The following is a 26923-nucleotide window of genomic DNA, read 5'->3' on the forward strand; positions in this document are numbered from 1 at the left end:
CTGTAGGACCCAACTGAATGCTGGATAGACTGCTCGAACTTTCCAACAACATTGGGGTAGATACCCTGCTGCTGCTACCGGTGCTGATCGCACTGGAAGCGATTTTATCAGCAGATAATGCGATCGCACTGGCTGCCATTGCCCAGGGCCTAGAATCAGAAAAGCTACAGCGCAATGCCCTAAATCTGGGCTTGGTCGTTGCCTTTCTGCTGCGAGTAGGTTTGATTTTAACCGCCAAATGGGTTTTACAGTATTGGCAGTTTGAGGTAATGGGAGCGGCTTATCTGCTGTGGCTGGTCTATCAACATTTCATGACCGACAGCACAGACGCTGAAAGCTCTCATCACGGTCCTCGATTTACTACGGTCTGGCAAGCCATTCCCACCATTGCTCTGACAGATCTGGCCTTTTCCCTGGATAGCGTCACAACGGCCATTGCCCTATCTCGCGATATTTTCGTGGTGCTCCTGGGTGGCATGATTGGCATTATCACCCTGCGCTTTATGGCCGGTCTCTTCATCCGCTGGCTGGATGAATATGAGCACCTGGAGGATGCAGGCTTTGCTACCGTGGCCTTCGTTGGCGTTCGCCTGCTGCTGCGGGTTGTGAATCCAGACTGGGTGCCGCCCGAGTGGATCATGATTTCCTTTATCGCCGTCCTGTTTACTTGGGGCTTCTCCAAGCGCATTGAGGTAACTACCGCTGATGGTGCTGCAGCCTCTTTACCAGAGGGTGAAGCTGAGCGGGGTGCTCACGATATTGACAACGCAGAAAAAGATGCTGAAGAAGCATCTCAGTCTGATGTGGAATTTGTAGAGCAGCCCTGAGAGGCTCTACTCTACTTACTCTAAAGGTGAAGCACTGCAGCCATCGTTCCAGCAAACTCGCTAAAACGATGGCTGCAGTGCTTCACACCTACGAAACAAATGCTTTGCCTAGCTAGCTAGATACTCCCGAATAACGGCCTGGCGCTTTCTTAGCTTAAGCAGAGCCTCGCGCTCAATCTGGCGGACTCGCTCGCGGCTGATGTGGAGATGGTCACCAATTTTTGCCAGAGTCATCATCTGTCCGTCTGCTAGACCAAAGCGCATTGAGATGACTTCTCGCTGCTGAGGTGTCAATTCAGCCATTAGAGCTTCAAGGTCTTGGCGCAGAGAGGTTTGAGTTGCAAACTCTTCCGGCGATTGGCCCATGTCTTCCAGCAGCTCGCCCAATTCAGTGTCCTGGTTATCTCCGACCTTGAGATCGAGAGAGAGCGGTGTCCGTGATTTCTCTAGAAAATCGCGTACCTGCTTGGGAGTGAGCTCTACTTCTTCTGCTAGTTCGGCAATGGTCGCTGCTCGACCAAACTCCTGCGCTAGCTGGCGTTGGGCTTTCTTCAGCTTGTTGAGCTTTTCGGTAATGTGGATGGGCAGGCGAATCGTGCGGCTCTTTTCTGCGATCGCACGCGTAATTGCCTGGCGAATCCACCAATAAGCATAAGTTGAAAAGCGGTAGCCCTTAGTCGGGTCGAACTTTTCAACGCCCCGCTGCATCCCAATTGTGCCCTCTTGAATCAAGTCCAGCAGGTCAACGTTGCGCTTGATATATTTCTTAGCCACAGAAACAACCAACCGCAGGTTAGCCTCTACCATCTTTCGTTTGGCTACCTGACCGGCCTGAAGCACGCGGTTGAGTTCGGCCTCCCTTATCTGGGCAGCTTCTGCCCACTCTACCGGGGTCGGCTCCCGGTCTAGCTGCTCTTTGAGGGCTTCCCGCTGCGACTCGAGAGCGACAAGCTGCTGCACCTGCTTGCCGTACAAGATTTCCTCTTCATGGGTCAACAGTGGAACCCGCCCAATCTCTTTCAAGTAGGTACGGACTAGATCCGTCGAATTTTGTGCAGTTCTCATAACCAGTCCACCTAAGTTGGCAACAGCAATTCCCTACGGACGAAGACACGCAGCTTAAAAAGCTTGAATAGAACTACCGCAACCTGCGGCGCTCTTTCACAGGAATAGGAACTAAGACAGGCTCTGACTCAGCAGACTGCTCAGCTTCACGGGCGATCGCGCCTAAGCCAACTAAAATTGCCAATCCAATCAGGGTTTCTAACAGAGTTTCCATGATGCTGTCTTATTCATTTGTTGCAATCTATGTAAACAAGTGTAACATTTATGAATGAAACGGGGAATGAACAAAAATACCTACTCCTTTAGGCAGAGCAGTTAAGTAGCTGTAAGAATAGGCTAGCAAAGGGTTGGGTGTTGCATCGGGGGCAACAAAAAATCGCTAAAACCAGAAGAAAAGATTAAAATTTGCGGGAAACATTAAGAAACAAAGCGTCAGAAATCCATTAATCTGAGATTCTGCGGCTAATTCTTTTAGGATCCGCTGCCCAAAATCCTCCGTTTGATGGAGCGATAGGAAGGGGCTCAGTTTCTGATCGTTTCTGTCCCTCCTCCTATAGAAAGAGGCAGCCCTTCAGGTAAATCTCTAGAGCTTAGTGAATAACCACGGAAGCATCTGTCAACACCGATGCCTACCATAACAAATTCAGTACATTAGAACTATACATCGAGCTGCTGATTTATACCATTGCCCAAAGTCAGGCTATAGATCACCCTGTAGAAGCTTAGGGGTCTATATGTATGCAGCAGTTGCAGCGTTAATAGGAAAAACTGGTTTCGCGGCGAATTTTTCTGCATTTCATCAAACAGCTTTAGCGCGGCAGGTATGGCCTGCCGCGCTAACATCCAGAATATTCGAAGATGGGATTTAGAAGCGAGACGAATCCTGTCACTAAATCCCGCCATGTCACTACCGGAGTTGGCTAGATTAGGCCGTCATCGCCACCTAGCCCAGCAACCCCTTGGCCCGTGCCACAAAGTTCTCAGCTGTAATGCCATTAAAGGCCATGACTTGGGCTGCGGTTGCTGCCGTTTCTCCCCGCTTCCAGGCAAACACGTCGCGAGGCAGGGTGCTGCGCAGCATTACAGGTTCCAGCATCGCTGAGGTGCCGCCAGTTACGCCGATTAAAGCGTCCCCGCCAAACAGCCGCTCAAACCCAGCATCGTCTAGGAAATCCCCATCAGCTTCAGAGCAGGTATCCCAGGCAGTATCAGTGGGGCGATAGAGGCGACGGGGGCTAACAATTGAAACAATGCGACTGCCAATGCCTGCGGTAGCCAGTTGCTTAGCGGCCTCAAGCACCGGAATCAGCGTCATGTCCCCAATTACGGCAAACACAACGGTTTTGGCCCCAGAGGTAGACTGAACGACGACACCGCCTTCCTGGAGCGCCTGTCGAGTCTGATCAAAGGTTGTGTAGACAGGCAGGGCCGACTTACTGGCCGTAATGGTAACGCCCTTATTGCGGGTGCCCAGTGCCCATTCATAACAGACCTGAATGCTATTGGCATCGGTTGGGAAAAGAGGAAATACGTTGCCATTGCGCATCATGGCCGCAAAGTAGTTTTCGATTTCCGGTCGCTGGTGAGTCCAGCCGTTGCGACCCTGCTCTAGGGCTCCGGCAGTAAACAGGGTGATGGTTGAGGGCGTAGGGCGGCGCAGCTCGGCCATTGCCTGGGTAACGGTTTGCCAGATCGGTAGGCCATTGACTGCAAACGATTCGTAGGAGCACCAGAGGGTACGGGCCCCAAAGAGCGCCTGGGCTGCAGCCAATCCGGCGCACGCATCTTCACTTAGCGGTTCATAGACTTGACCGCTAGGCCCCTGGTAGTAAGTGTCGTCAGGGGTGGGGTGAATGATTTTAAGCGCCTGGTTGATGTTGTTGATGCCAGAGGCAGCGTTGCCGTCAGCATTGGTCACAACGAACTGCGGGTCTTTTTGGCCCACATCTCCCACCAGCACGCCCATGGCTGTGGTTGCGACTTTTTTCTCCCCATCTACAGCGAACTCTTCTAGGGGCAATTGGCCTAGATCAGCTAGGGGCAGCACCGATTCGGTAACGGCGGTTTGAGCGGCAGGGCCTCCAGCTGAGCGCTCATAGTTGGTTCGCACCAGATTCCAGGCGGCAGGGGACAATGCCCGAGCACTCAGGGCATTGACAATATAATCACGGGTGAGGGAGTCGCCAGGGTAAAGGTTGTGAGACTGAGCACCGCGCTTGTGCACGCCTGCCCCTTTGAGCTGCTTGATAATCAGGGCGGTAAGAGTGCCGCCTAGGGCAGATTTTGCAGCTCTGTCGGTGGCTTCTAGTACGGCTTGGGTAAAGGCTAGGCGTTGCTTCAAAGAGAACGCAGTGCTGTCAACGTAGTCACCGGGCTGGTTGGCATCGTCGTAGTCTTTGGCATTCACCAAAATCACTTCTTTGAAGCCGTTGCCACGCCAGTAGGCGACCATCTCTTCATTGGTCTTGGTGGAGACCATACTGTGGTGCTCTTGAGAGTAGCCGTTCCAGACCAGGATGGGCAGGAAATTAGTGGCGTTGGGGTAGGCAGTATTGAAGTGGCCGAAGCTGCTCATGATGTAGGGTTCGCCCAAGCCACCGTCGCCGATGGTGACAGGAAAAAGGGTGCCGGGGTGGAGCTTGGCTCCTGCCATGGCAAAGTGCTGACCCTGGCCCAAAGGACCAGCAGGGCTAAGCAGTCCAGGCATCTGGCCTGAGAGGTGGCCTAGCAGGCCATGGGTTTCGCGAAAGCGATCGCAAAGCTGCTGCACCGTCTCAATCCCCATCACTTCTAGGGATCGATCGAGAAAGACGTTGCTGTAAAAGCCGGGGGCGTGGTGGCCGACTTCGGTGGTGATGTTCTTGTAACCCAGCATGACCAGGGAGGCAATGCCCTCGGCTACGCTGGCAAACCCGCCAGGGTGGCCCGACTCTTTGCTGGCGGTCACTTGCAGGGTGAGGTAGCGCAGAGCATCGGCAGCTAGCAGGGTTTGGTAGACCGCCGCAGGGTCGCTGGGAGATGCGATCGCATTTGCTCCCTCGGCAATGGCCGGAGCCTGTCCATAGGTGTCAAACTCTGGCATTGCTTCGCCAAAGTGCTGAATACCATCGCAGAAAGCGGGAGTTGCGGATTTAGTGGTTACAGCCGTCATGCTTCAGATACCTAACGAGCGCCAGCAAAAGATTATGAAAAGAGTAGTACTTATCCGACCCAAGAAGGAGAAACGCTCTAGCCATGAAAATCGGCACTCGGGCTTGAAGCTGCCGAATGGCCGGGACTTGTGACCTTTGCAGGCCTGGCTAATGTTCTTGGCCCTGTTATAAAACGATCAAATTTACTCTTTCAGTAAACACCATACCAGCAAACTTGACTCAGTTAAATACTGAGAGCCTAGCTCATTGATTTTTATCAATTTATCCAACGATAGCTGTACCTGATGTTAACCAGAGATATAAAGCTTCCTACGGCAATGGAGGGTGCTCGCACCCTCCATCGGTACCTTCAGTTCTGAAGCCTCTTGGTAGGGCTAAGGCTACCCACATACCTTCAACACAGGCAATGCCTGAGCCCTATCCCACCAGGCTCTCAACGCAGCATAGGCTAAGAACTTAGCAGTTTTGGCACCACCTGTTCATACAGCGGTAATTCAAAGCCTTGTCTATGCGAACAGACGCATTTAGGCCTGCAGCTTAGTTGCCACTTCAGCGACTCGTTTACCTAGGGCGCGTGCGATCGCAAGATCCTCCGGCGTGGGCTGCAATTCCCCCTGTCCCCCAGCCGTAGTTGAAGGCCCATAAGGCGTACCGCCCCGACCCTCAGTGTGAATCATGCCTTCTACCGAGTAAGGCACGCCCATGACAATCATCCCTAGGTGCAACAGCGGATGCATCATCGTAATCAGCGTCGTTTCCTGCCCGCCGTGGGTGCTAGCCGTCGAGGTAAAAACTCCACCGGGCTTGCCTTCCATCTCACCGTTTAACCACAGGCCCGACATCGTATCAAATAGCTGCTTCATCTGCGCCGCCATGTTGCCAAAGCGAGTAGGCGAACCAAAAATAGCACCATGAGCCGCTCTCAAATCATCCAGCGAACACACCGGAATCTGCTGCTGCTCCTGCCAGAGCTGCTCCACTGCCGGATTCCCTTGAATCGCCTTCTCCTTAACAATGTCAAATTCCTCAACTCGACGGAGCATCGTCTCTACACCGGGAACCCCCTTTGCGCCCTCTTCAACTGCACGAGCTAATTGCAGAGTGTGGCCGTACAAGGTGTAGTAAACGATCAGGATTTTTACAGAATTCTCAGCCATTTTAGCTCCATTTTGGCGTTTTTCTTCGTATTTAGGATAAAAGCCGTAATCACTTTGCCCCTCTTTCTGTGGGTAGAGGATAGGAGAGAGGGTATAGGGTAAAGGGTTTAGGGTACACGGCAACGATTTCCCCTTATACCTTGTACCTTACGCCTTACACCCTCTTCCCCCACCCTCTACTCGCTTAAACCTCCCGCACCACCCGACACGGATTCCCCACCGCTAACACCCCTGCCGGAATGTCCTTCACAACTACGCTGCCTGCACCAATGGTGGTGTCTTCGCCGATGGTTACACCGGGGCAGACAATCACACCGCCGCCTAGCCAGCAGCGAGAGCCGATGGTAATAGGCCGAGCCGACTCGGGGCCAGCTGTCCGTTCCGCTGCATTGAGGGGATGGGTGGCGGTTAAAAGCTGCACATTAGTCGCCAAATAGGTTTGTGCGCCAATGTGAATAGAGGCACAGTCGAGAAAAACGTTGTTCATATTGATGTAAACCCCATCTTCTAGAGTGATTTGGGTGCCGTAGTCGCAGTAGAAGGGCGGCTCTACCAAAACATCGGTGCCGAGGCTGCCCAACAGGGTTGTGAGAAGTTCAGTGCGTTGGCTTTTCGCTTCGGGGTCGGTGGCGTTGTACTGCTGCCAGAGTCGTCTGGCCCGGTTTCGGCCCACTACCAGTTCCAGGTCTCCGCCGAGGTAGAGATCGCCTCTCAGCATTTTGTCGCGTTCAGTATCGGCCATTTTGGCTGCCCTAAGCCTATTTACTCCTGAATTGTAGTCAGCCGTGCTGGGGAAGCTAAATTCTCAGGATCAAAGTTAGGCCATCAAGGAGGCGATCAAAGCAAGTTCCTGCCGCTGCTCGCTTTTTCTTCCTGTAACAAAATCCAGTCCTTACGTTGCGGTCTTCAAACCTGTGCAAAGTTTCTTGCTGTTGCCCCCCAAGCCTGACTGGCTCTGATACAACCAAGGAAATAGGCTCGTCGTTGTACATGGCCCATCCTGCCGGGAATTGCCAACCGGTCACTCTCGGCAGGTGTTTCATTTTTAAACATGGTTAAATCTCCCCTCGCCCGGTCACGACGCACGGCACCTGCCGCCTCGCTTCAGGAGCAAATTCAGCTAGCGCTGGCGCTGGCCGATGAGGGCAGCTTGCGATCGCTCCTCACCGATAGTCTGCCAGCCATCGCCCGACCCCATGAAATCGATCAGGTGCGGGCCGAGGTTGGCATTCCGGTGCCGGGTGCCAACAGCCGCTGCGTAGATGGTTTAATTCGCTTTGAGCAGATCCGGTGTGTGCTGGCTGGTTCGCGGCCCGATCTAGCCCTGCCTCGACTAGCTGAGCACCCTAACTATCAGCACTTAACAAACTGTCAGTCTGAGCTGGTGACCTTAGCCCAAAATATTGCGCTCTCTGATGCGATCGCACTGCTCTCCCATGCCGGGTTTGATGCCAAGCAAATTTCTCAAATCTTGCACTTGCCCAGTCAGGCCTGGCACAAGTCCTGGTGGTTCATGGCTGACTTTGAGGGCAGTTTGACCATTCCCTTTCAGCGGCTGATGCGGGTGCGCCACTTTGGCGACGGCACCCTCACACTTCAGTACAAAGACTTTTACGCCCAAGAGCGCCCCCCCGAATTCAAAGGGCACCTGGTTCACGTCCCGGTCGTGATCCGCCAGCCGTCAGAGGGGTTTTTCGCAGTCTTAGAGCGGATCAACGTCACTCGTCAGGCATTTGGTACCCCACAAGTCATTCTGATTACAGAGCAGATTTCAGAGCTAGAAGCCGAAGGCCTCATCCGCCAAAACGTGAGCCTGTTCACAGCTCAAGACAGACTGCGAATACCGGAAACAGCAGACTGCAGCCGTTGCCAGCAAAGCACCTGTCCGCTTCAGGGAGAGACTCATTCACCCGTAGTTAAGTGCCGTGCCTTTATCACCCAAAAGTAGGGTAGTCAGCCTGCCCAGTATCTAAGCGATCGCGCCAAAGTTGCTGTAAGAATCCGGAACGCCTCAAGTTATTGCCCCTTCACGGACAGGTCTAACCTGATAGACCTGTCGAAACGATCCGAGCGACGCCTAACCTAGCCCCAGCCAGGTCAAAACGCCTTTGCCGGTCACTAGCTCAATCAACACCACCAGCACGAAACCCACCATCGCAGCGCGACCGTTGAGGCGCTCAGCATAGTCATTAAACCCTGCCTTGGGCCGCTGAATATTAGGAGTGACGGTAGGGTTTAGGTTAGCCATTGTTCGTTACTTAACTTTGCGTTACTTACAGTTCTATTCTCATAATCCGCTTCCCAATCGTCAATACCGATTTGCCGATCAGCCTTGGTCTGCAATACCGCCAATCTGCTTGAAGAAACCTCGATAAGCTAGGGATAGTACAGGAGAAATCCATGAATATTGGCGTTCCTAAAGAAATTAAGGATCAGGAATTTCGAGTCGGTCTCAGCCCTAGCAGCGTCAAAGTTCTCAGCGATCGAGGGCACCGAGTAGTCGTGCAGACAGAAGCCGGCTCGGGGGCGGGGTTCACTGATGCAGATTACCAGGCCGCCGGAGCAACCCTCACTGACTCGGCTGAAGATGCCTGGAATCAGGCATTGGTAGTCAAAGTCAAAGAGCCTCTGCCCGCCGAATACTCGCTAATACAGCCAGGACAGCTTCTCTTCACCTATCTGCACCTGGCTGCCAACCGCACCCTCACAGAGAGTTTGATCAAGAGTGGGGCGCATGCGATCGCATACGAAACCGTTGAAGTCAATCACCAGCGCCCGCTGCTCACCCCCATGAGCATCATTGCCGGACGGCTCTCAGTTCAGTTCGGGGCTCAATACTTAGAGCGCCAACGAGGCGGGCGGGGCGTTTTGCTCGGCGGCGTCCCCGGCGTTCGCCCTGGCAATGTCGTTATTTTGGGCGGCGGAGTCGTCGGCACCGAAGCCGCCAGAATGGCTGTAGGCCTAGGCGCACGCGTGCAAATTTTTGATGTCAACGTAGAGCGGCTAGGTTATTTAGAAACCCTGTTTGGCTCTCGGGTAGAGTTGCTCTACAGCAGCGCACCCGAAATTCAAAGCGCTGTACCCACCGCCGACTTGGTAATTGGGGCCGTGCTAGTACCCGGTCGTCGCCCACCGATTCTCGTCTCGCGCGATCTGGTAGCCCAGATGCGCCCCGGCTCAGTTATTGTTGATGTCGCCGTCGATCAGGGCGGCTGTATCGAAACTCTGCGCCCCACTTCCCACAGCGAACCCACTTATGTTGAGGCAGGTGTGTTGCATTACGGCGTGCCTAATATGCCGGGGGCTGTTCCCTGGACCGCTACTCAGGCGCTAAACAACAGCACGTTGCCCTACGTCATCAAGCTTGCCAACGAGGGATTAAAAGCACTAGACAGCGATGCGTCTTTAGCGGAAGGCCTAAACGTCACCGAGCGTAAGCTGATACATCCGGCTGTTAAAGAAGTCTTTCCAGATCTGTAGGCAGTTTCTATCGAGTACCTTTTGCCCAGACTGTAGAGCTATTGCACTACAGCGGCTCTTTTTTAACCCAGCTGATTCCGGAATAGCGATTCACCGTGTAGTATTTGTATTATATGTAGTTTATCAATCCGGAGGGTAGGTCTATGCGTACTCGTCCCCAACGGTCCATTCTGTTTAGACTGGCAACTCACCTTCTGCTGTACGCCATCTTGACCCTATTTGGCCTAACCCTGTTCGCCGGATTGTCCACCATTTTTGCCGGACAGGTTCTGGTCGAGTGGTTGGCCTACTGGGTTGGCTTCGGCATCTGGCGAGTTGCGATCGTGATTCTCTGCCTGCTGGCCGGAGGCGTTTTAGCAGAGTCGTTACGGTAATGGCACTCAGCCTTGATGCCTGTCTAAGACAGGCCACGCCTGCAGATCTAGAAGTACTCCTGACGCTTGTTCAGGAGTACTACACCTACGACCAAATCGATTTCGAGGAGTCGCGCCAGCGAACAGCCCTGACAGGGCTGCTGCAAGAACCGTCCCTAGGCCAAATATGGCTGCTGGAACAGGGCCAACCCTTTGGCTATGCAGTACTCACCTTCGGCTACGCCATCGAGTCCGGTGGTCGCGATGCCATCTTAGATGAACTGTACCTGCGTGAGGCTTATCGAGGGCAGGGCCTTGGCTCCCAGGTGCTTGCTTTTATAGAATCTTTTTGCCGACAGGCAGGACTCACTGGACTTTACCTGGTCGTTGAACGCAAGAATCTCCGTGCTCAGTCGGTCTACCGCAAGCTCAACTATGTTGAGTCAGACCGACTGATTTTTGGCAAGTTTCTAGATTGAGAGACTGAATTAGCCTTGTAGCAATGACCGTCCTTGAAATCTAGTGGGGCTGTTGATCACAATAAAAAGGTAGGCTCTCAATTCAGCTGATGCCTGACTGTGTGAACTGCCAGCTTTGCAATCGCACCCTTCCCTCTCTTACCGTTCACCACCTCATTCCCCGACAGCACACCAAACGCCGCAAACAGGACCCCGGCCCCACAGTTGATATCTGTGCCGCCTGTCACAAGCAAATCCATACCCTCTTCGACAACCGTTACCTGGCTCAAGAACTCAATACCCTAGAGAAGCTGCGAGATCATCCCCAAGTGACCAAGTTTATTGCCTGGGTACAGAAACAAAATCCTCAGAAGCGGGTCCGTAGCTTTCGCAGGACGGGCTAATACCAATTCAGAAAGTAGATGGGGGTGGGGAGAGTGGATGGGTGGATGAGTAGCAGCTATTTAGAGAATTGGTGCAACCCGAAAAGGTCAAATGGTGCAAAAGAAGACCCGATGGATACCATCGGGTCTTCCTCATAGATCGGGCTAATTCATTTAGTGATCAGAGACCACCTTACAGCCCAACCCCCTCATACCGGGCAATAGAGGACTTGTCCAGCATCCGGCGACCGTCTACCACCAGCGGCGGCTCGGCCAAAGTGCTCAACATTTCAGGCAGTGCATTGAACTCGGCCCAGCGAGTCATCACCAGGATGGCGTCAACTCCCTCAATGGCTTCCGCCAGAGATTCGCAGTACTGGATCGGCTCGTTCTCAAACAGTTTCTGGGCCTCATGGGTCGCTACTGGGTCATAGGCTTTGACCTTGGCAGATCCCTTGAGCAGTTCCTGCACTACAGGGATAGCGGGAGACTCTCGCATATCGTCAGTACCGGGCTTAAAGGCCAGGCCCAAGACAGCGACCTTAACCGCATCCAGGTTGGGGAAATGCTTATAGAGGCGAGTCATCACCTGCTTGTACTGCTCTGCATTGACCGCAATGACTGACTCTAGCAGCTGCATTGACTGGCCTTGTTGAGCCCCAAAGACGTTGAGCGCCTTCACATCCTTCGGGAAGCAGCTGCCGCCGAAACCGCAGCCCGCTTCAATATAGGTGGTAAACGAAGGAATGATACGCTCACCGCTGTCGAGAATTGGAGTCAGACGCTTGTCTAAATGCACACCGCGCATGACTTCTACTACGTCAATACCGCCCACTGCTGCACTCAGGTTGCCAATCTCATTGGCGAAGGAAATCATCGTGGCTAGCAGGGAGTTGGCTGTGTACTTGATCATCTCTGCAGTTTTGCAGTTAGTCTCAAGCTTATCGACCCCTTCAAAGACGTCGTACAGCTCACGCAACAGCGCGATGCTTCTCTCGTCAATCCCACCCAGAACAATCCGGTCGGGATTCATGAAGTCTTTGATGGCTTCCCCTTCCTTCAGAAACTCAGGGTTCATGCCAACCCCAAAGTCAACTCCGGCCTTTTTGCCAGAGGCTTCTTCCAGGATAGACAGCACCACTTCATCAGAGGTACCCGGCACTACTGTGCTCTTGACCACCACTAGGTGATAGTCATCTTTATCCTTCAAGACGGTGCCGATCTGGCGGGCAACTTCCTTCACGTATTTGAGGTCAATCTCATCGCCCTTAAAGGGAGTGCCTACCGCAATCAGAGAAATCTGGCTGTTGAGCACCGCATCGCGCAGATCGGTGCTGGCCGTGAGACGAGTACCAATATTAGCCTTCAGCAGATCCTCTAGACCCTCTTCATAGATGGGAGGAATGCCCTGGTTGATCTTGTTGACTTTATTCTCATCGATGTCAATGCAGACAACCTGGTGCCCTTTGGCAGACAGACAAACGCCCGATACCAGACCAACGTATCCTGTTCCAACGACTGAAACTTTCATTTATGCGTCCTCCGCCTCACGATTATCTTGGTACCAAACCATCGACCGCTTCAAACCCTCATCGATGGTGATGCTGGGGTCATATCCCAGATCAGCACGGGCCTTGTCGATGATCGGACAGCGGCGGTTGGGGTTGTCCACCAGGTAGTCCTTATCGGCACTGGCCTGACGCACTACCTTGCCCTCGTAGCCCCAAAGTTCTTTGGCCAGGGTGACCACCCGCTCAGCCAACTCGGCCATAGAAATTTCGGGAGTTTCCACGCCGATGTTGTAGGCTTCGCCGGGCCGACCTTTGGCCAGAATTTTGTAGTAGCCCACGATCGCATCTGCAATGTAGCAGAACGTGCGTGTAGGTGCGCCATCGGAGAGCATAACAATGTCGCGGCCATTGAGCACGTCCCGCACAAAGTCAGGCAGCACCCGGCGATCGGTGATTTTGAGGCCAGGGCCGTAGTTGTTGAAGGGGCGCGCCGTTTTGATCGGCAGGTCGTACTGCTGAGCAAAGTTGACACACAGGGTTTCGCCGTAGCGCTTAGACTCGTCGTAGCAGGCCCGAGGCCCGGTGCAGGAGACATTACCCCGGTAGGTTTCGGGGGTGGGGATGTCACCTGGCGTGGGGTCGCCATAGATCTCGCTGGTGGAGTAGAAGAGGAAGCCCTCTACTGGGGTACCAGCTTCTTTTTGTTGGCGGCAGTACTCTAGCAGGTACCGCAGACCGTTGACGTTGGCATCCATCGTCTCGATCGGATACTTCCGATAGAAGATTGGGGAAGCAATGGAAGCAGCGTGGATGATGAATTGAAAGTTGCCGATGTCAGCCGGTAAGGGGTTGGTGATATCGTGCTTCACCAGGGTCAAGTTGGGGTTGTCCTTAAGGTTAGTCAACCAGTCAGGAATACCGCGAATAAAGTTTTCGTAGATAGTCAGTTGAATGGGCGGCTGACTGGGATGAATCGTATTCCAGTGAAATACTGATTGAACCAGGTAATAGCCCAAGAATCCGGCTCCGCCTGTAATCAGAAGCTGCTTGCCCGACATGGCAGCGAACTCTTCTTTTAGATGATCGCAGATGTAATTAAGATCTGCCTCAATGACGTCTTGAGCCGTGTTTAGCTCAACTAAACTGGGTGCTTGAACCATTGCTTTAATAACTCCTTATACCTGGTTGAAATTAAGCTATAGATTGACTGCGAACTCTAGGGAAGAGGTTTGTACTCCTCCCAGAGAACCTGTTTATACGGTGGCTGGAACTTTGCGGGTAGCAAAGTAGGCGTCTTGCTCTACTCGCAGCCGATGGGCTGTCCGGCCCTCGGGTAGTTCAACATCGTCATAGGTGAGCACCTGATCTTTGGGCACATCCCGCTTTAGGCGGCAGCCCTCAGCCAGCCCCATCGGCAACAGATTGTCAGAGGCGACAAGCTCTGAGTTTTCGCACATGCCGTAGGTCAGGTAACCCCCAAGGCCGTCTAAGGTCTCTCCAGCTTGGAGATTAATTTTGGCAGTGGTGATAACGTCTACCACTGGTGCGCCAAGGGGGGCAATGACGACATCGCGGAACAGCACAGCGCGGGCAGCCGAGAGGGGCACCTCAAAGACAGTGAGGTGGTAAGGCACATAGAAGCTGTAAAGCGGGCCTCCCCCAAGTTTGCCGTAGTTCAGGTAGTGGGCCTGGACGGGATCGTCGTGGGTGGCGTAGACAAATACGCCAGGGCTGGGCTTGGTGCCAACGACGTATTCCACAATGCCGCCTAAGGACTTGAGCTGCTCGACATCGTAGCGATCGACCATGTCGTCGATGTGGCCGTCGTAGTGATACCCCAACATGCCCCGCTGAGCCACCTTCATCCCAGTCGCGTTGGCAACGATGGCCTGCTCAAAGGAGATTTTGGTGCCGTCAGCAAAGCTGGTGACCATGTGAGCGGTCTGGCCCCACTGCTTGGCAAAGCTTTCTTGAGTGGTGGGGTTGCGGTAGCGATCTTGCAGACCTTTGATATTGCCACACACAACTGGAGTCAGGCCGATGCTCTGCACAAACCGGTAAAGGTTCATCTGCACACCGGGTTGGTCACCGTCGCAGCCGGTCAGCACGACTCCGGCCTGATCAGCGTATACCTTCAGGATGGGGCCTACGGTGGCATCGAGCTCAGCATTCATCAAGACCATGTGCTTTTTGTGCTTAATGGCCTCTAGCGTGACCTGAGCGCCATACTCCACATGCCCTGTGGCTTCGATTAGAACGTCGATGCTTTCTGACTGGCAGAGGATGCTGGGGTCATCGGTGACGGCATATTGCCCTTGGGCAATGGCATCTTCTAGCTCGGCAACCGTTTTGACCTCTTTAACGTTTTCAACGCCCACTTTGGTGTAGGCATCCATTGCGTTGGAGACGGTGCGGTTTGCGATCGCAACCAGTTCCATACCTGGAATGTAGTTGGCAATCTGGTTAACCACTCCACGGCCCATAAAGCCTGCGCCAATCATGCCGACTCGCACCGGATTGTTTGCTTCGTGGCGAGCCTTCAGGGCAGTATCTACAATAATCATAGGTAAACCTCTGGTTTAACGGAGTTGAGCAGGGGCCATGCAGTGTCTTTCTCAGAGATTTCGGTCACCGGCAAAGGCCATTTGATATTAAGGGTTGGATCGTCATAGCGCAGCCCTCGTTCACAGCCCGGCGTATAAAACTCGCTTACCATGTAAAACGCTTCGGAGCCGTCGGTGAGCGCCTGATAGCCGTGGGCAAACATCTCTGGAATATACAGAGCACTTTGGTTATCAGAAGATAGCTCGATGCCAAAATGCTGCAGGTACGTTGGAGAGTTGGGGCGCATGTCAGCGATGACATGATAGTTAGCGCCTTTAATGCAGCGAAACAATTTAGCTTCGGCAGCCGGGGGAACCTGATAATGCATTCCCCGCAGAGTGCCTTTGACAAAATTGCCAGCCAAATTACACTGCACCCCCACAGGCTTTAAGCCATGTTCCTCAAACTCCTTAGAACAAAAAGCGCGCGAAAAAAAGCCTCGGTGATCTTCCTTCTTCTCCAAAGAGATGACAAAGGCACCACTCAGATGGGTTTCTTCAAAAATCATAAAGGGTTAGGGTTAGCAGAATTTTGACAGCCTTATTTGACAGCCTCAAAGGAGGCTAAACCTACACAAGAATTCCCTAACTAGCCACGGGCTACCAGACTTTCCAGGGAGCTTTACCCTTTTTCCAAAGATCTTCTAGATAGTTTTTATCGCGTAGCGTGTCCATGGGCTGCCAAAAACCGCTGTGGCGATAAGCGGAGAGCTGATCCATCTGGGCCAACTTTCGCAGGGGTTCCTGTTCCCAAATGGTTTCGTCGCCTGCAATAAAGTCGATTACCTGGGGCTCTAGCACAAAATAGCCACCGTTAATCCAGGCACCGTCTCCCTCAGGCTTTTCTTGGAAGGTCGAAATTTTGGTTTGCCCTTCTGTCAAAGAAATCGCCCCAAATCGCCCAGGAGGCTGAACTGCCGTCAGGGTAGCCAGGGTGCCTGCTTCCTTGTGGAAATCGAGCAGTTCCGTGACATTGACGTTGCTGACGCCATCGCCATAGGTGAAGCAAAAGGTTTCCTGACCGATGTGCTCTCGAACCCGCTTGAGACGACCTCCGGTGAGGGTTTCCTCGCCTGTGTCCACCAGAGTTACCCGCCAGGGCTCTGCTTTACCGTGGTGAATATTCATTTGATTGAAGCGCATGTCGAATGTGACGTCTGACATGTGCAGAAAGTAATTGGCAAAATATTCTTTGATGACGTAGCCTTTGTAGCCGCAACAAATAATAAAGTCATTGATACCGTGGGCTGAGTAGGTCTTCATAATGTGCCAAAGAATTGGCCGCCCACCCACTTCAACCATTGGCTTAGGTTTGATACTGGTTTCCTCGCTTAGACGAGTACCCAGCCCACCTGCCAAGATGACTGCTTTCATAGAAGGAACCCTAATTTGAAAGGATAAAATTTGGGGTTGAAACTCGCAGCTCTCTAGCTGATTGTTCTCAGTAGCTGCATCAAGATAAAACTTACTGGCTTTCGAAAACTATCCCCAGAAAAATTTCGCAAGGCCTCAAACTTCAAGACATTAAAGACTAGACGGCCTATGGGAATCAGTCACAAAAGTCAATTAAACAACAGGGAACATATCCAAGACTGGAAGACGTTGTTTATTGTTTCCTGTCTTATGCTGAGCGTAACAGGAATTTCAGAACGGGTTGTGAGGTCACGATAAACAAAGCCTCTCTCTATGTGAAAACCCTGTAAAAAGCGCATTGAGGTAGATTTTCGCCCCTCAAAAAATAGTCCTCCAAGCATCTCAGAAGGGAGTTGGAGGAGCATTTTTTATCAAGATTTCGTGGGTTGAAGGAGCGATCGTAGCTCTCTACGTGATACTTACATGAATTTCTGAAATATCCCTAGTTAGGGACAAGACATCTTTGGGGTGAACCCGTAGAATATATGCTCCCTTTTCTGTCATGGCTTGAGTGGTGTGCTGCGTCTGGGTGACGGGGTACCAGTCCAAGGGAAAGCAGTCTCTGGTGTAGAGGCTCAAGAAAAGGCTGTGGGTGTTGAGCAGATCTGGGGGAACCTCTAGTCTGACCGCTTCGTCTGTATTTAAGGCACCGTAGTAGAACTGCGTCTCGGGGTTGGGCACTGGAAGAAAGGTCTGCTTGACGAAGGCTGAGGGGAGCCAACGGCGGTAGCGCAGCAGGGGATAGACATAGAAGTTCAGCCAGGTGTAAAGCCAGCCCCGACGGTGAACTAGGTTTCGGTAGAACTGGTTGAAGTTAGCAGGAGCCGTCAGCGGTTGAGCGGCCAAGGCTGGCTGGTCATCAACCTGAATCGCGGGCAGCTGAATGGGGTCACTCCACTGATAATGGCGAACACCAACCAGATAGCGACCTGGGGGCAGCTCAATACTCTGCCAGTCGCGATCGGTAGGGATGCTGAGGGAGCTGACGCTGGTGATAGTTTTGTAGCCCTGGAGGGTATAGACTACCGCTGTCCAAGACTTGGCCGAGCGATTGAGAGCGGTCAAGTCTAGAGACAGGGAGCTGCTGACGCTGAAGGGGCCTGCGATCGCAATCAGCGAGTGCAGGTTCCAGCGGGCTCGGCTCATGGTCCACAGCAGCTTGACTGGCCCCTTGAGAAACTCCGCAGACACCACCTGCCACTCTGGCTGGGAGCGCTGGCTAGCTGGGTTGTAGTAGCGGCTGACGAAAGTCAATGTCCACTTAACAACCCGAGAAAACAGGTAAGACAACACCCCTAGAGGGACTTCCCACAGCGCTTCGAGTTCAAATCCCTGCTTCATGAATGATTTCCTGAGAGTTGATTCAGCATCAGTGCCGCGATTTGGCCGGGCACTTCAGCAGGCAGATTGTGGCCGCCCTCTAGCATAATCCGCTGAGCTTGGGGCAGCGCTTCTTGTTGCAGGGCCAGATCTTCAGGCCGGTTGAACTGGCTGTGGCTGCCGTAGACCAGAAGAGTCGGCATCTGGATTTGCTGCAGCAGCTGTTCGTACTGCTGGCGGCTGAAGGCACCGCCGATGCCAAGACTGGTGCGGGTCTGCAGGCGAGCATCCCAGCGCCAGCGAACGCCCTCTGCATGGGGTTCGATCAGCCGCTCTGCCAGCTTTAGAGCGGCGGCTTCGGGCAGAGCCGAGTTAAACTGCCGCAGCCGGGCCGCAGCCGCAGCCAGATCGGGGAAGGTGGGATGGGTGGGAGCCTGAGCCAGGTAACCCAAGTGCGCCGTTAGCTGACTAGCCACCGATTCAGCCGCACCTGTACCGGGCACAACTGGTTCAATTAGCATTAGCTGCTGGAAGCGTTCAGGCCGGAGGCTGGCCAGGGTCGCTGCCAGCACTGCCCCCATCGAGTGACCCACCAAAACCAAGGGCGTCTCCGGCAGATCCCGCAGCAGAGCATCGATATCGCCCAGGAAGTCGAGGAACTGGTAGCTGCTGTCGAGGCCAACATGGCTGGAGCGGCCATGCCCACGCAGGTCAGGAGCAATAATGCGGTAGCCTCGGTCGGCCAGGGGAGATGCAATCGCATCCCACGCTGCCCCCTGGTCTAAAATGCCGTGCAGACAGAGAATTAACTGCCCTGCTGATAGCCCCCAAGTGCAGAGGCCGGTCTGCAGCCCGCGTAGCGTGATTGTTTCCTCGCGCATTGTGGCTAGCGGTTCACCAACTTGAGGCAGCTCTGGGCGAGGTGTAGTAGCCGCTGTAGATTCTCGCGGCAGCTCGTAGCCAAAGTCGGCAGATAGGGCCTGGGTCGGTGCAGTCAGAGTCAAGGGCAGCTCGACCGCTCGCCACGCCTCTGCTAGATTGGCCTCAATTCGGCGGCGCTGCCGGAAGTTAGGGTCATCAACCGCCATTGAGTTAGCGCGAACACCATCAGTCATGCGCTGGCCTTCGTAAGGCGTGAGCACAGCCGGATCAAAGGGTAGCTCTAAGAACGCACAGAGCTGCCGCATAGCGGTTTCTGGGTCGGTGACTAGGTCTTCGTAACGCAACACCTGCTGCCGCTGTGGATCGACCTGCTGCAGGAAGGTTTGAATGTTGCGATTGCTAACGTCCCAGACCTGTTCGGCCAGCTGATACGGGTTTTCCGGCTCCAGGTTAAAGATTTTGTGCATCCGATTCTTTACAAAGGAGTCGATTACCGCGTAAGGATGCCGCACCAGATGAATGAATCTAGCATTTTCAAACAGCAGTTCAGACCGCTGCAGGGTTGCTAGGCTGAGGCTGTAGGTGGGCGACTTGTCCACCAAGAGACGATCTCCGGCTAGCTGCTGCAGCTTGTCATAGATAGCTTGAACCGGGGCGTTGTGCTCCATCCACTCACTCACTAGGCTTTGAGTGGCATCGGCATCTAGCTGCATTAGCTCCATGAGTGCCCGCTGCAGTCCTTCCTCCAGATAGCTACCGCCTAGAGCTGCATGGCGATCGCCCAATGTATCAAAGGGCAGTAAATGCAGTTCGGGCGGGCAGAACAGCTGGGGATGACCCGCCAGCATCACGCGCAGCAGGGTAGAGCCGGAGCGGGGGCTGGAGAGCAAAAAGACCATGCTGCGGTTGCGCTGGGGGGGGGCTTCTGGAAGGGCATGGCTGGTCCAGAAGCCTTCGGGGAGGGGGTCGGAGGGTGGAGGGGTAGAGGGGTGGAGGGTTAGAGGAGTGGGGGTGGGGTGCGATCGCACCAATTCCTTAGCCATGTACTGGGCTAGGGCTTGGATTGTTGGGTGGGCAAAGACTTCGCGGGGGTACAGGGTAATTTTCAAATCTCGCTTGCAGAGATTTAGCAAGTCCACTGTCATTAAGGAGTCGATACCTAGATCCAGCAGGGGTCGATCTACCGGGGCTGTGCCCTGCAAGCCCAAAACCTGGCCCACCTCTCGCTGCAGGTAGGTAGTCAGTTCGGCTTCTCTGTCCGGGGTGGGCAGCGTCAGTAGGTGGGCAAGCAGCTCTGGCTGTTTGGGGACTGCTGGGCTGGCACTTGCTGCGGTCGGGGCCGCTGGCTGGGCCTGTTTCTCAAGCACTCGGCTGAGCAGAGGAGGCAGATCAAAGGGTGAGCTTTGTGCGATCGCAGCCCAGTCAATCGCTGCTAGTCCTAAATGGGGTTGGGGTGCCGTTAGCGCTTGGCGCAGCAGGGCCAGCCCCCGCTCTGAGGAGAGCTTTTGCAGGCCGCGTAGGCTTTCTGTTCCGGCGTCTTCGCCAGCAGCCATACCTGCACCAGCCCAAGGGCCCCAGCTAAGACTTTGAGCGGGCAAGCCCTGCTGCTGTCGGTAGTGGGCCAGCGCATCTAAAACGGCATTAGCGGCAGCATAGTTTCCTTGCCCTGGCGAACCGAGCAGGGAGGCAATGGAAGAGAAACTGACAAACCAGTCAAGCGCATCTGCCAGGGTAGCTTGATGGAGATTCCAGGCTCCCTCTACTTTGGCCGTCATCACTTTAGTAAACTGAACGGCAGTGAGATTTAGCAGCGTGCTATCGGCCAGGGTGCCTGCTGCGTGGAGCACGCCTCGCAGGGGTGGAAGCTGCTGTCGCACTCGCTGGAGCAGCGCCTCCAGTGGGGCCGCCTTGGCGACATCTGCTTGTTCAACCCATACCGCAGTCCCGGTCTGTCGCAGAGCTTCTAGTTCGGGCTGATGCTGGGCTGAGACTCCGCTACGGCTAACTAGAACCAGGGAGCGTGCCCCCTGAGCGACCAGCCAGCGAGCTACTATCAGGCCCAAAGCTCCGGTTCCCCCGGTAATCAGGTAGGTTCCTTCGCCGTGGACCGAGAGTGGGGCAGAAGCCTCAGGTAAGGTCACGGTTTCTAGCCGAGCGACGTGCCGCTGCCCTTGGCGAAAAGCAGCTTCGTCCTCCCCATCCTGGGCAAGCAGATGCTGCACTAGCACTTGGGCAGACTGCGCTGGACTGTCTAGGGCATCTGCATCTAGATCGACTAGCCCACCCCACAGTTCAGGATGCTCTATTCGCAGGGTGCGCCCCAAGCCCCAAAGAGCGGCTTGGCTGGGATGGGTCAAGTCAGTTTGCTGGGTGACGGCCTGAGCCGATTGGGTAACTAGCCAGAGCTGAGGCAGGGGTTGCCACGAACCTGTCAATAGGTGCTGCAGTAGCGTCAGCAGCGCCAGACTGGCGCTGTGGTCTGCTGGGTTGGCACGATCTGATGTGTTGGCCAAACCCCATAGGTAGAGAGCGCCGCTCCAGGGCGCATCAGCATCGGCAGATAGGCTCTGGAAGAGTTGCGAGTAGTCCTTAGGCTGGGTGGGCGAGAGCTGAAACTGGTCGGTGGCCAGCCTGCAGAAGCCGTCCCCTGGCCTAATCTGAATGGCCTGGCCACCGGCAGCCTGAATTTGGGCTGCTAGGGCCTCGCCTAAACCATTAGGGTCAGAGAATATCAGCCATCGCCCGCTGATCGCTGGGTTTGCAGAGGTTACTAGGGGTTGAGGTTGCCAGGCCAGCTGGTAGGCATTCTGAGCAAAAGATTGCTCAGGGACTGTTCTAACTTGAGCCGCAGGTAGCTCGGTTGTCGGGGGCAGAGCCACAGGCAAGTCAATCCAGTAGCGCTGCCGCTGGAAGGGATAGGTAGGCAGGGAGAGCTTGCGCCGCTGGTAAGGCTGATCAAAACCGGCCCAGCTGATCTTGACGCCCTCGCAGTAGAGACAACCCAGGCTAGCCAGCAGCGTTTCCCACTCATCGGTGCCTTTGCGGAGAGAGGGTAGCCACTGCATTGCCGGATCGGCGATGCAGCGTTTGCCCATAGCGCTCAGGATAGGCTGCGGGCCAATTTCCAGAAAGACTCGGTAGCCCGCCTGCTGCAGGGTTGCGATCGCATCGCCAAACCGCACTGGCTCCCGCGCCTGACGTCGCCAGTAGGCTCCATCTAGCACTTCTCCCGCTGCTAAAAATTGCCCGGTCAGGTTCGACACTAAGGGAATTTGAGCAGGCTGACAGGGAACGCGCCGGGCCGTGTGCTCAAACAGATTCAGCACCGGATCCATCAGGGGTGAGTGAAAAGCGTGGGACACATCCAAGGAGCGGCTGCCAATGCCCCGCTCCCGCAGCTGAATTAGCACCTGCTGCACGTCCGCTTTAACTCCGGCAATGACGGTATTTTCAGGGCCGTTGAGAGTGGCTAGGGAGACTGTGTCGGCAAACGGTGCGATCGCTTTTGCTACGGTGGCTTCATCAGCAAAGATCGCGGCCATGCCGCCGCCTGCGGGCAGAGACTGCATCAGCTTGCCTCGCTGGGCGATCAGCCGCAGCCCGTCCTCCAAGCTAAATACGCCAGCGATGCAGGCCGCGACATACTCACCGACGCTGTGCCCCAATACGGCCGCAGGTTCTACCCCCCAGGTGCGCCAGAGCTGGGCCAGGGCATATTCAATGGCAAACAGCGCGGGCTGGGTGTACTGGGTCTGGCTCAAATCTCCGTCGTCTGCCTCAAACAGCACGGCCAGCAGAGATCGACTGAGATAGGGCCGCAGCAGCTCGTCGCAGCGCTCCAGGGCAGCGCGAAAGTCAGGCTGAGTTTCGTAGAGCTGTCGCCCCATCGCCCAGTACTGCGACCCTTGCCCGGTAAAGAGAAACACGACTTCCGGTGCCGTCGCCTCAGAGGCCTGGCCTAGGTGCCCCGTGGTTAGGGAGTCTCCGGCGGCGAGGGGGGCTAGCTGATCGGCTAACTGGGTAGGGCTGGTGCCTGCGATCGCAAGCCGGTGAGAAAACGCCGTTCTGCCCACGTTGGCTGTGTAGCAGATAGAGGCCAAGTCAGCCGCATCGGCCGTCTTGAGAAAAGCACTGAATTGATGAGCCTGATCGCGCAGGGCAACGGCGGTCGGTGCAGACAGCGTCAGCAGATGGCGGGGCCGCTCTGGCTGGGCAGCTACCGGCTTAATGTCTGGCACCGCCTGGAGCACCATATGGGCATTGGAGCCGCCAAAGCTAAAGGAGCTAACCCCGGCCACCGGCAGCTGGCCTGAGTCGGTCCAGGGTTCCTGAACCTGCTGCACTCGGAGCGGCAGCCGATCAAAGGGAATGTAGGGATTGGGGGTATGGAAGTGAATGCTGGGCACCAGGGTGCGGCGCTTCAGGCAGAGGGCAACTTTGATTAGGCTGGCAACCCCGGCAGCCGCCTCTGTGTGACCAATGTTGCTCTTGAGCGAGCCAATTCGCACCGGGTTTTGCAAAGACCGTTCAGACTGAAAGACATTGCCCAGAGCTTTGGCTTCAATGGGGTCACCGAGCAGGGTGCCGGTGCCGTGGGCTTCGATGTACTCTACCTGACGCAACGCCACGCCTGCCTGCTGATAGGCCTGCCGCAGCACCGCCTCTTGGGCTTCGCGATTGGGCGCAGTGAGGCCGTTGGTGCGGCCATCCTGGTTGACAGCACTGCCTCGGATCAGGGCATAGATGCGATCGCCGTCGGCCAACGCCTGAGACAGCCGCTTCAGGACCACTACGCCCACCCCTTCTGATCGCACAAAGCCGTTGGCCGAAGCATCAAACGCCTTGCAGTGACCGTCGGGGGAAAGAGCCGTCAGCTTGCTAAAGCCTACCGTCAGCGCTGGCGTCAAAATCAGATTGACGCCCCCTGCTAGGGCCAGGTCCGTTTCTCGCCGCCACAGGCTCTGACAGGCCAGATGAGCCGCTACTAGGGAAGAAGAACAGGCCGTATCAATGCTGAGGCTAGGCCCGCGCAGGTTGAGCAGGTAAGACACCCGATTGGCCAGCATGGTCGAGGCCAGACCAGTGGTCGTGTAGGTGCCGATGGTCTGAGAGCCGTGCAGCAGCAGCTGACCGTAGTCTAGGGTAGAAGATCCGGCAAACACACCGGTCTGGCTGCCGCCTAGCTGCTGCGGGACAATCCCAGCATCTTCCAGAGCCTCCCAGACAACCTCTAGAAACAGGCGCTGCTGCGGATCGATGTAGGGCACTTCGCGGGGAGCGATGCCAAAAAACTCAGGGTCGAACTGATCTACCTGGTCTAAAAAGCCACCCCAGCGGCAATAGCTTTTGCCCGGTGCTGCTGGATCTTCATCGTAGAAAGTCTCGACATCCCACCGGTCGGGGGGCACTTCCCGCACCGCATCGTGGCCTTCGCACAGCAGCTGCCAAAACGCCCGAGGATTCTCTGCACCCGGCAAACGGCAGCCCAGACCCACAATCGCAATGGGTTCGGGCAAACCTTTCTTCTTTTGCAGCTCTATTTCTAATAGCAGCCGCTTCTCTGGCGAAAGATTGGCAATTCGCCGCGCGAGATCCTCCACAGGTTAGCTCCTAGCTTTACTAGTTATTTTGCTGGCCCAGCAGCGCTTGAATTTCTGCGTCTGACAGCATTTCTAATTCTCTGACGAGCTGATCGACCTCAATGTCCCCCATCTCAGGAGCCGATTCAGTCACAACAGACGCAGTTGCGGGCGTTTCCTGGCGGGCCAAGTGGCGAGCCAGGGCTTCAATGGTGGGGTATTCGTAGGCTAGAGTTGGCTCCAGGGTGAGGCCCAGAGCAGTTTCTAGAGCATCTGCCAACTCCACTGCAGTGACAGAGTCCAAGCCATACTCGGCAAAGGGCCGCCGGACATCAATAGTGGCTTCAGGAGTTTGTAGAGCCTGAGCCAGCCAGCGCACCATCCAACGCTGAATGTCCTCAGCACTAGAGAGGGTGGCGGCTTTGACCACCGGGCCGGGGGACGGCGATGCGATCGCATCTGCAAGCCGCTCCTTAAACACCGCACTACTCGCCTGCCGCTCCTCAGGCTCCTCAAGGACGCCTTCCGACTCCTCAAACGATAGGCTAGAGAGCGTCTCCGATTCCCAGGTATAGACCGCATCGAGCTGTCGGTCCAAAAAGCCGCTGCGACAGAGAAAGCGCTGAATCTTACCGCTAGAGGTCTTGGGCAAACTGGTGGTCTTGAGCAGCACAATGGCCGACACCTGCAGCTCATGCTGCTCGGCCACACTGCGGCGGATAGCACTACAGACGGCCTCATGATCGGCCTTACGCAGCTGACTGCGCTCAAGTTCCTGCACAACCACTAGCTGCTCCGCATTGCCTAAATCGACCGAAAAAGCGGCCCCAGCGCCCGCTCGTAGAGCTGGGTGGGCCGCTTCTACTGTTGCTTCAATGTCTTGGGGATAGTGGTTGCGGCCCCGGATAATAATGAGATCCTTGAGCCGACCAGTGACATAGAGCTGTCCTTGGTGTAAAAAGCCTAGATCGCCCGTTCGCAGGAAAGGCCCTGTGCCGCCCTCCACCAGTTCTGCCGCGAAGCTGTACTCGGTTGTATCCGGTCGCTTCCAGTAACCCTGAGCGGTACTGCGAGAATGGGTGACCCAGATTTCTCCAATCATGTCTTCCGGGCAGGGCTGCCGGGTTTGCGGTTCGACGATCTGCACCTGCTCTGGGCTGGCTGGCTGGCCGCAGCCTACCAGCCATCGCACCTCATGGTTTTCCTGCGGTGGCTTCACCTGGTTGAGCTGCAGGGCTTTGGCGTCAGCTTGGCGCACCTGCGGCGGCTGCCCTTTCTCAGTACCAGTCACCATCAGTGTGGTTTCGGCCATGCCGTAGCAGGGGTAAAACGACTCCCAGCGAAAGCCAAAATTACCAAAAGTTTCGACAAACCGCTGCAGAGTTTCGTGGAGAATCGGCTCTGCGCCGCTAAAGGCCAAGGTCCAGCTCGACAGGTCTAGATCTTGCCACTGATCGGGCGTGGTTTTACGCACACAGAGGTCATAGGCAAAATTGGGGCCGCCGCTGGTGGTCACCCCGTAGTGGGAGATAGCCTGTAGCCAGCGAATGGGCTTTTGCAGAAAAGCCACCGGGGGCATGAGCGTCATCGGAGCACCGACATAGAGCGGCTGCAATAGCCCTCCCACCAGCCCCATATCGTGGTAAGGCGGCAGCCATGAGACGCCCGAACTGGCGGGAGTATCTTGAAAGAACTCATTGATCAGGCTGGAGTTGTGCAGCAGGTTGTCGTGGCTGATCATGACGCCCTTGGGCGCGGCTGTTGAACCTGAGGTGTACTGCAGCAGGGCCAAACTCTCTGCCCCGATGCCGGGTCGCTGCCAGGCATCTGATAGCTGCTCATTTAGAGCATCGGTGCTGAGCCAGTAGAGCGATCGCAACTCTGGGCACTCAGCAAACCGCTGCTCTAGCTTAGAAAGCACAGCTTCTTGGGTAAGGGCCACCGTCGCGCCTGAATCTTGGATGATGGCCTGGATCCGCTGCAGCGAGCGGTTGGGTCGGGGCGGATAGGCCGGCACTGCGATCGCACCTGCATACAGGCAGCCAAAGAAAGCCGCCACATAGTCTAGCCCCGCCGGATACAGCAGCACCACCCGCTGCCCCTGGCACTGGAGTTCGTTTAGCAGAGTTGCGATCGCCCTAGCCCGGCAGTCAAGATCGCGATAGGTCATGAGCACCTCATCGCCAACCACCCCCTCCGGCAAAAACCGATAGGCTATTTGATTAGGTTGCTCTTGGGCTCGCCAGTGCAGCAGATCGACGAAAGTGGTTAGCTCAGGAGATATCTTAGCCGGGCCTCTACTCATGGACACGCTTCTCTATAACCTTGATTTAGTGCTTTCTTTCTAAAACTCACTCTACAGTTGCGACCCTTGGGCCGCAGCAGTCTTCCAAGCAAAACCGTTGACCAGGCTGATTTAGCCCAACGACCTGCCACAAGTCTGCACTCTGCAAAACGCCTTAAATATATCCACGACCCATTCCAAGCAACTCAGTTCCAGCCTCAGGTCAAACAACAGCCCGAAATTCAGAATAATCCTAGATCCTATTGTCCTAGATTTAAGGCTGAACTGCCTCAAATACCTCAGTCTATAGAAGCGCGATAAGTTGTTTTTCAGTATAAAGGGCGAGATTGAGCCCAGTGCTGGCAGCCATAGGAGATTCTGTCAGCGGGCGAAGCCAAGGTCAGAAGCCGCTCGTTCTAAATGGAACCCTAACGCCACCTGACATCGAGCAATTTT

Annotated in this window: 20 protein-coding genes; 6 read left to right on the forward strand and 14 right to left on the reverse strand. The window is 55.1% G+C overall.

Going from position 1 to position 26923, the window contains the following annotated elements:
• Positions 1-17 precede the first annotated feature (17 nt).
• On the forward strand, positions 18-827 hold the full coding sequence (locus H6G13_RS09295; RefSeq protein ID WP_190482832.1) for a DUF475 domain-containing protein: 810 nt from the start codon (positions 18-20) through the stop codon (positions 825-827).
• A 108-nt stretch (positions 828-935) separates the two neighbouring features.
• Here H6G13_RS09295 and H6G13_RS09300 read toward each other — a convergent pair whose 3' ends face one another.
• From H6G13_RS09300 to H6G13_RS29100, 5 genes are all read right to left on the reverse strand, one after another.
• Positions 936-1892 carry an RNA polymerase sigma factor, RpoD/SigA family gene (locus tag H6G13_RS09300; protein WP_277882488.1) on the reverse strand — a complete coding sequence of 319 codons (957 nt, stop codon included), beginning with the start codon at positions 1890-1892 and terminating at the stop codon, positions 936-938.
• Positions 1893-1965: 73 nt separating this feature from the next.
• Positions 1966-2106, reverse strand: a complete 141-nt coding sequence (locus H6G13_RS09305) for a hypothetical protein (RefSeq protein WP_190482833.1) — start codon at positions 2104-2106, stop codon at positions 1966-1968.
• A 729-nt stretch (positions 2107-2835) separates the two neighbouring features.
• Positions 2836-5043, reverse strand: a complete 2208-nt coding sequence (locus H6G13_RS09310) for a phosphoketolase (RefSeq protein ID WP_190482834.1) — start codon at positions 5041-5043, stop codon at positions 2836-2838.
• A 525-nt stretch (positions 5044-5568) separates the two neighbouring features.
• Positions 5569-6201, reverse strand: coding sequence for an NAD(P)H:quinone oxidoreductase (gene wrbA / locus H6G13_RS09315; RefSeq protein ID WP_190482835.1), 633 nt, complete (start codon positions 6199-6201; stop codon positions 5569-5571).
• A 184-nt stretch (positions 6202-6385) separates the two neighbouring features.
• A complete protein-coding gene (locus H6G13_RS29100) occupies positions 6386-6943 on the reverse strand; it encodes a sugar O-acetyltransferase (RefSeq protein ID WP_190482836.1) in 558 nt (185 codons plus the stop codon).
• Positions 6944-7252: 309 nt separating this feature from the next.
• Here H6G13_RS29100 and H6G13_RS09325 point away from each other — a divergent pair, with 309 nt between their 5' ends.
• Positions 7253-8149: a hypothetical protein gene (locus tag H6G13_RS09325; protein WP_190482837.1), complete on the forward strand. Its 897-nt coding sequence runs from the start codon at positions 7253-7255 to the stop codon at positions 8147-8149.
• A gap of 129 nt (positions 8150-8278) precedes the next feature.
• Here H6G13_RS09325 and H6G13_RS09330 read toward each other — a convergent pair whose 3' ends face one another.
• A complete protein-coding gene (locus H6G13_RS09330) occupies positions 8279-8449 on the reverse strand; it encodes a hypothetical protein (RefSeq protein WP_190482838.1) in 171 nt (56 codons plus the stop codon).
• A 152-nt stretch (positions 8450-8601) separates the two neighbouring features.
• Between H6G13_RS09330 and ald the strand changes: the two genes are divergently transcribed.
• From ald to H6G13_RS09350, 4 genes are all read left to right on the forward strand, one after another.
• Positions 8602-9681 (forward strand): alanine dehydrogenase, encoded by a 1080-nt coding sequence (gene ald, locus H6G13_RS09335; protein WP_190482839.1) that lies wholly within the window; start codon positions 8602-8604, stop codon positions 9679-9681.
• A 143-nt stretch (positions 9682-9824) separates the two neighbouring features.
• Positions 9825-10055 carry a hypothetical protein gene (locus tag H6G13_RS09340; RefSeq protein ID WP_190482840.1) on the forward strand — a complete coding sequence of 77 codons (231 nt, stop codon included), beginning with the start codon at positions 9825-9827 and terminating at the stop codon, positions 10053-10055.
• Entirely contained in the window at positions 10055-10513 is a 459-nt protein-coding gene (locus H6G13_RS09345; protein ID WP_190482841.1) for a GNAT family N-acetyltransferase, read from the forward strand. Before H6G13_RS09340 ends, H6G13_RS09345 begins: the two co-directional genes overlap by 1 nt.
• Before the next feature lie 89 nt (positions 10514-10602).
• Positions 10603-10896 (forward strand): HNH endonuclease, encoded by a 294-nt coding sequence (locus tag H6G13_RS09350; RefSeq protein ID WP_190482842.1) that lies wholly within the window; start codon positions 10603-10605, stop codon positions 10894-10896.
• A 172-nt stretch (positions 10897-11068) separates the two neighbouring features.
• On the opposite strand, the gene H6G13_RS09355 is transcribed toward H6G13_RS09350, so the two are convergent.
• The 8 genes from H6G13_RS09355 to H6G13_RS09390 form a co-directional block, all read right to left on the reverse strand.
• Positions 11069-12406, reverse strand: a complete 1338-nt coding sequence (locus H6G13_RS09355) for a UDP-glucose/GDP-mannose dehydrogenase family protein (protein ID WP_190482843.1) — start codon at positions 12404-12406, stop codon at positions 11069-11071.
• The gene (locus H6G13_RS09360) at positions 12407-13546 is read right to left on the reverse strand and encodes an NAD-dependent epimerase/dehydratase family protein (protein WP_190482844.1); all 1140 of its coding nucleotides are present in this window, start codon (positions 13544-13546) and stop codon (positions 12407-12409) included.
• A 93-nt stretch (positions 13547-13639) separates the two neighbouring features.
• Entirely contained in the window at positions 13640-14950 is a 1311-nt protein-coding gene (locus H6G13_RS09365) for a Gfo/Idh/MocA family oxidoreductase (RefSeq protein ID WP_190482845.1), read from the reverse strand.
• Positions 14947-15498: a dTDP-4-dehydrorhamnose 3,5-epimerase family protein gene (locus H6G13_RS09370; RefSeq protein ID WP_190482846.1), complete on the reverse strand. Its 552-nt coding sequence runs from the start codon at positions 15496-15498 to the stop codon at positions 14947-14949. Before H6G13_RS09370 ends, H6G13_RS09365 begins: the two co-directional genes overlap by 4 nt.
• A 91-nt stretch (positions 15499-15589) precedes the next feature.
• Positions 15590-16363: a glucose-1-phosphate cytidylyltransferase gene (gene rfbF / locus H6G13_RS09375; RefSeq protein WP_190482847.1), complete on the reverse strand. Its 774-nt coding sequence runs from the start codon at positions 16361-16363 to the stop codon at positions 15590-15592.
• A gap of 447 nt (positions 16364-16810) precedes the next feature.
• Positions 16811-17743 (reverse strand): DUF6208 family protein, encoded by a 933-nt coding sequence (locus H6G13_RS09380; RefSeq protein ID WP_190482848.1) that lies wholly within the window; start codon positions 17741-17743, stop codon positions 16811-16813.
• On the reverse strand, positions 17740-24204 hold the full coding sequence (locus tag H6G13_RS09385; protein ID WP_190482849.1) for a type I polyketide synthase: 6465 nt from the start codon (positions 24202-24204) through the stop codon (positions 17740-17742). Before H6G13_RS09385 ends, H6G13_RS09380 begins: the two co-directional genes overlap by 4 nt.
• Positions 24205-24223: 19 nt before the next feature.
• Entirely contained in the window at positions 24224-26488 is a 2265-nt protein-coding gene (locus H6G13_RS09390; RefSeq protein WP_190482850.1) for an AMP-binding protein, read from the reverse strand.
• Positions 26489-26923 lie beyond the last annotated feature (435 nt).

Origin of the sequence: Pseudanabaena sp. FACHB-2040 (assembly GCF_014696715.1) — a bacterium.
GTDB lineage: Bacteria > Cyanobacteriota > Cyanobacteriia > Phormidesmidales > Phormidesmidaceae > JACVSF01.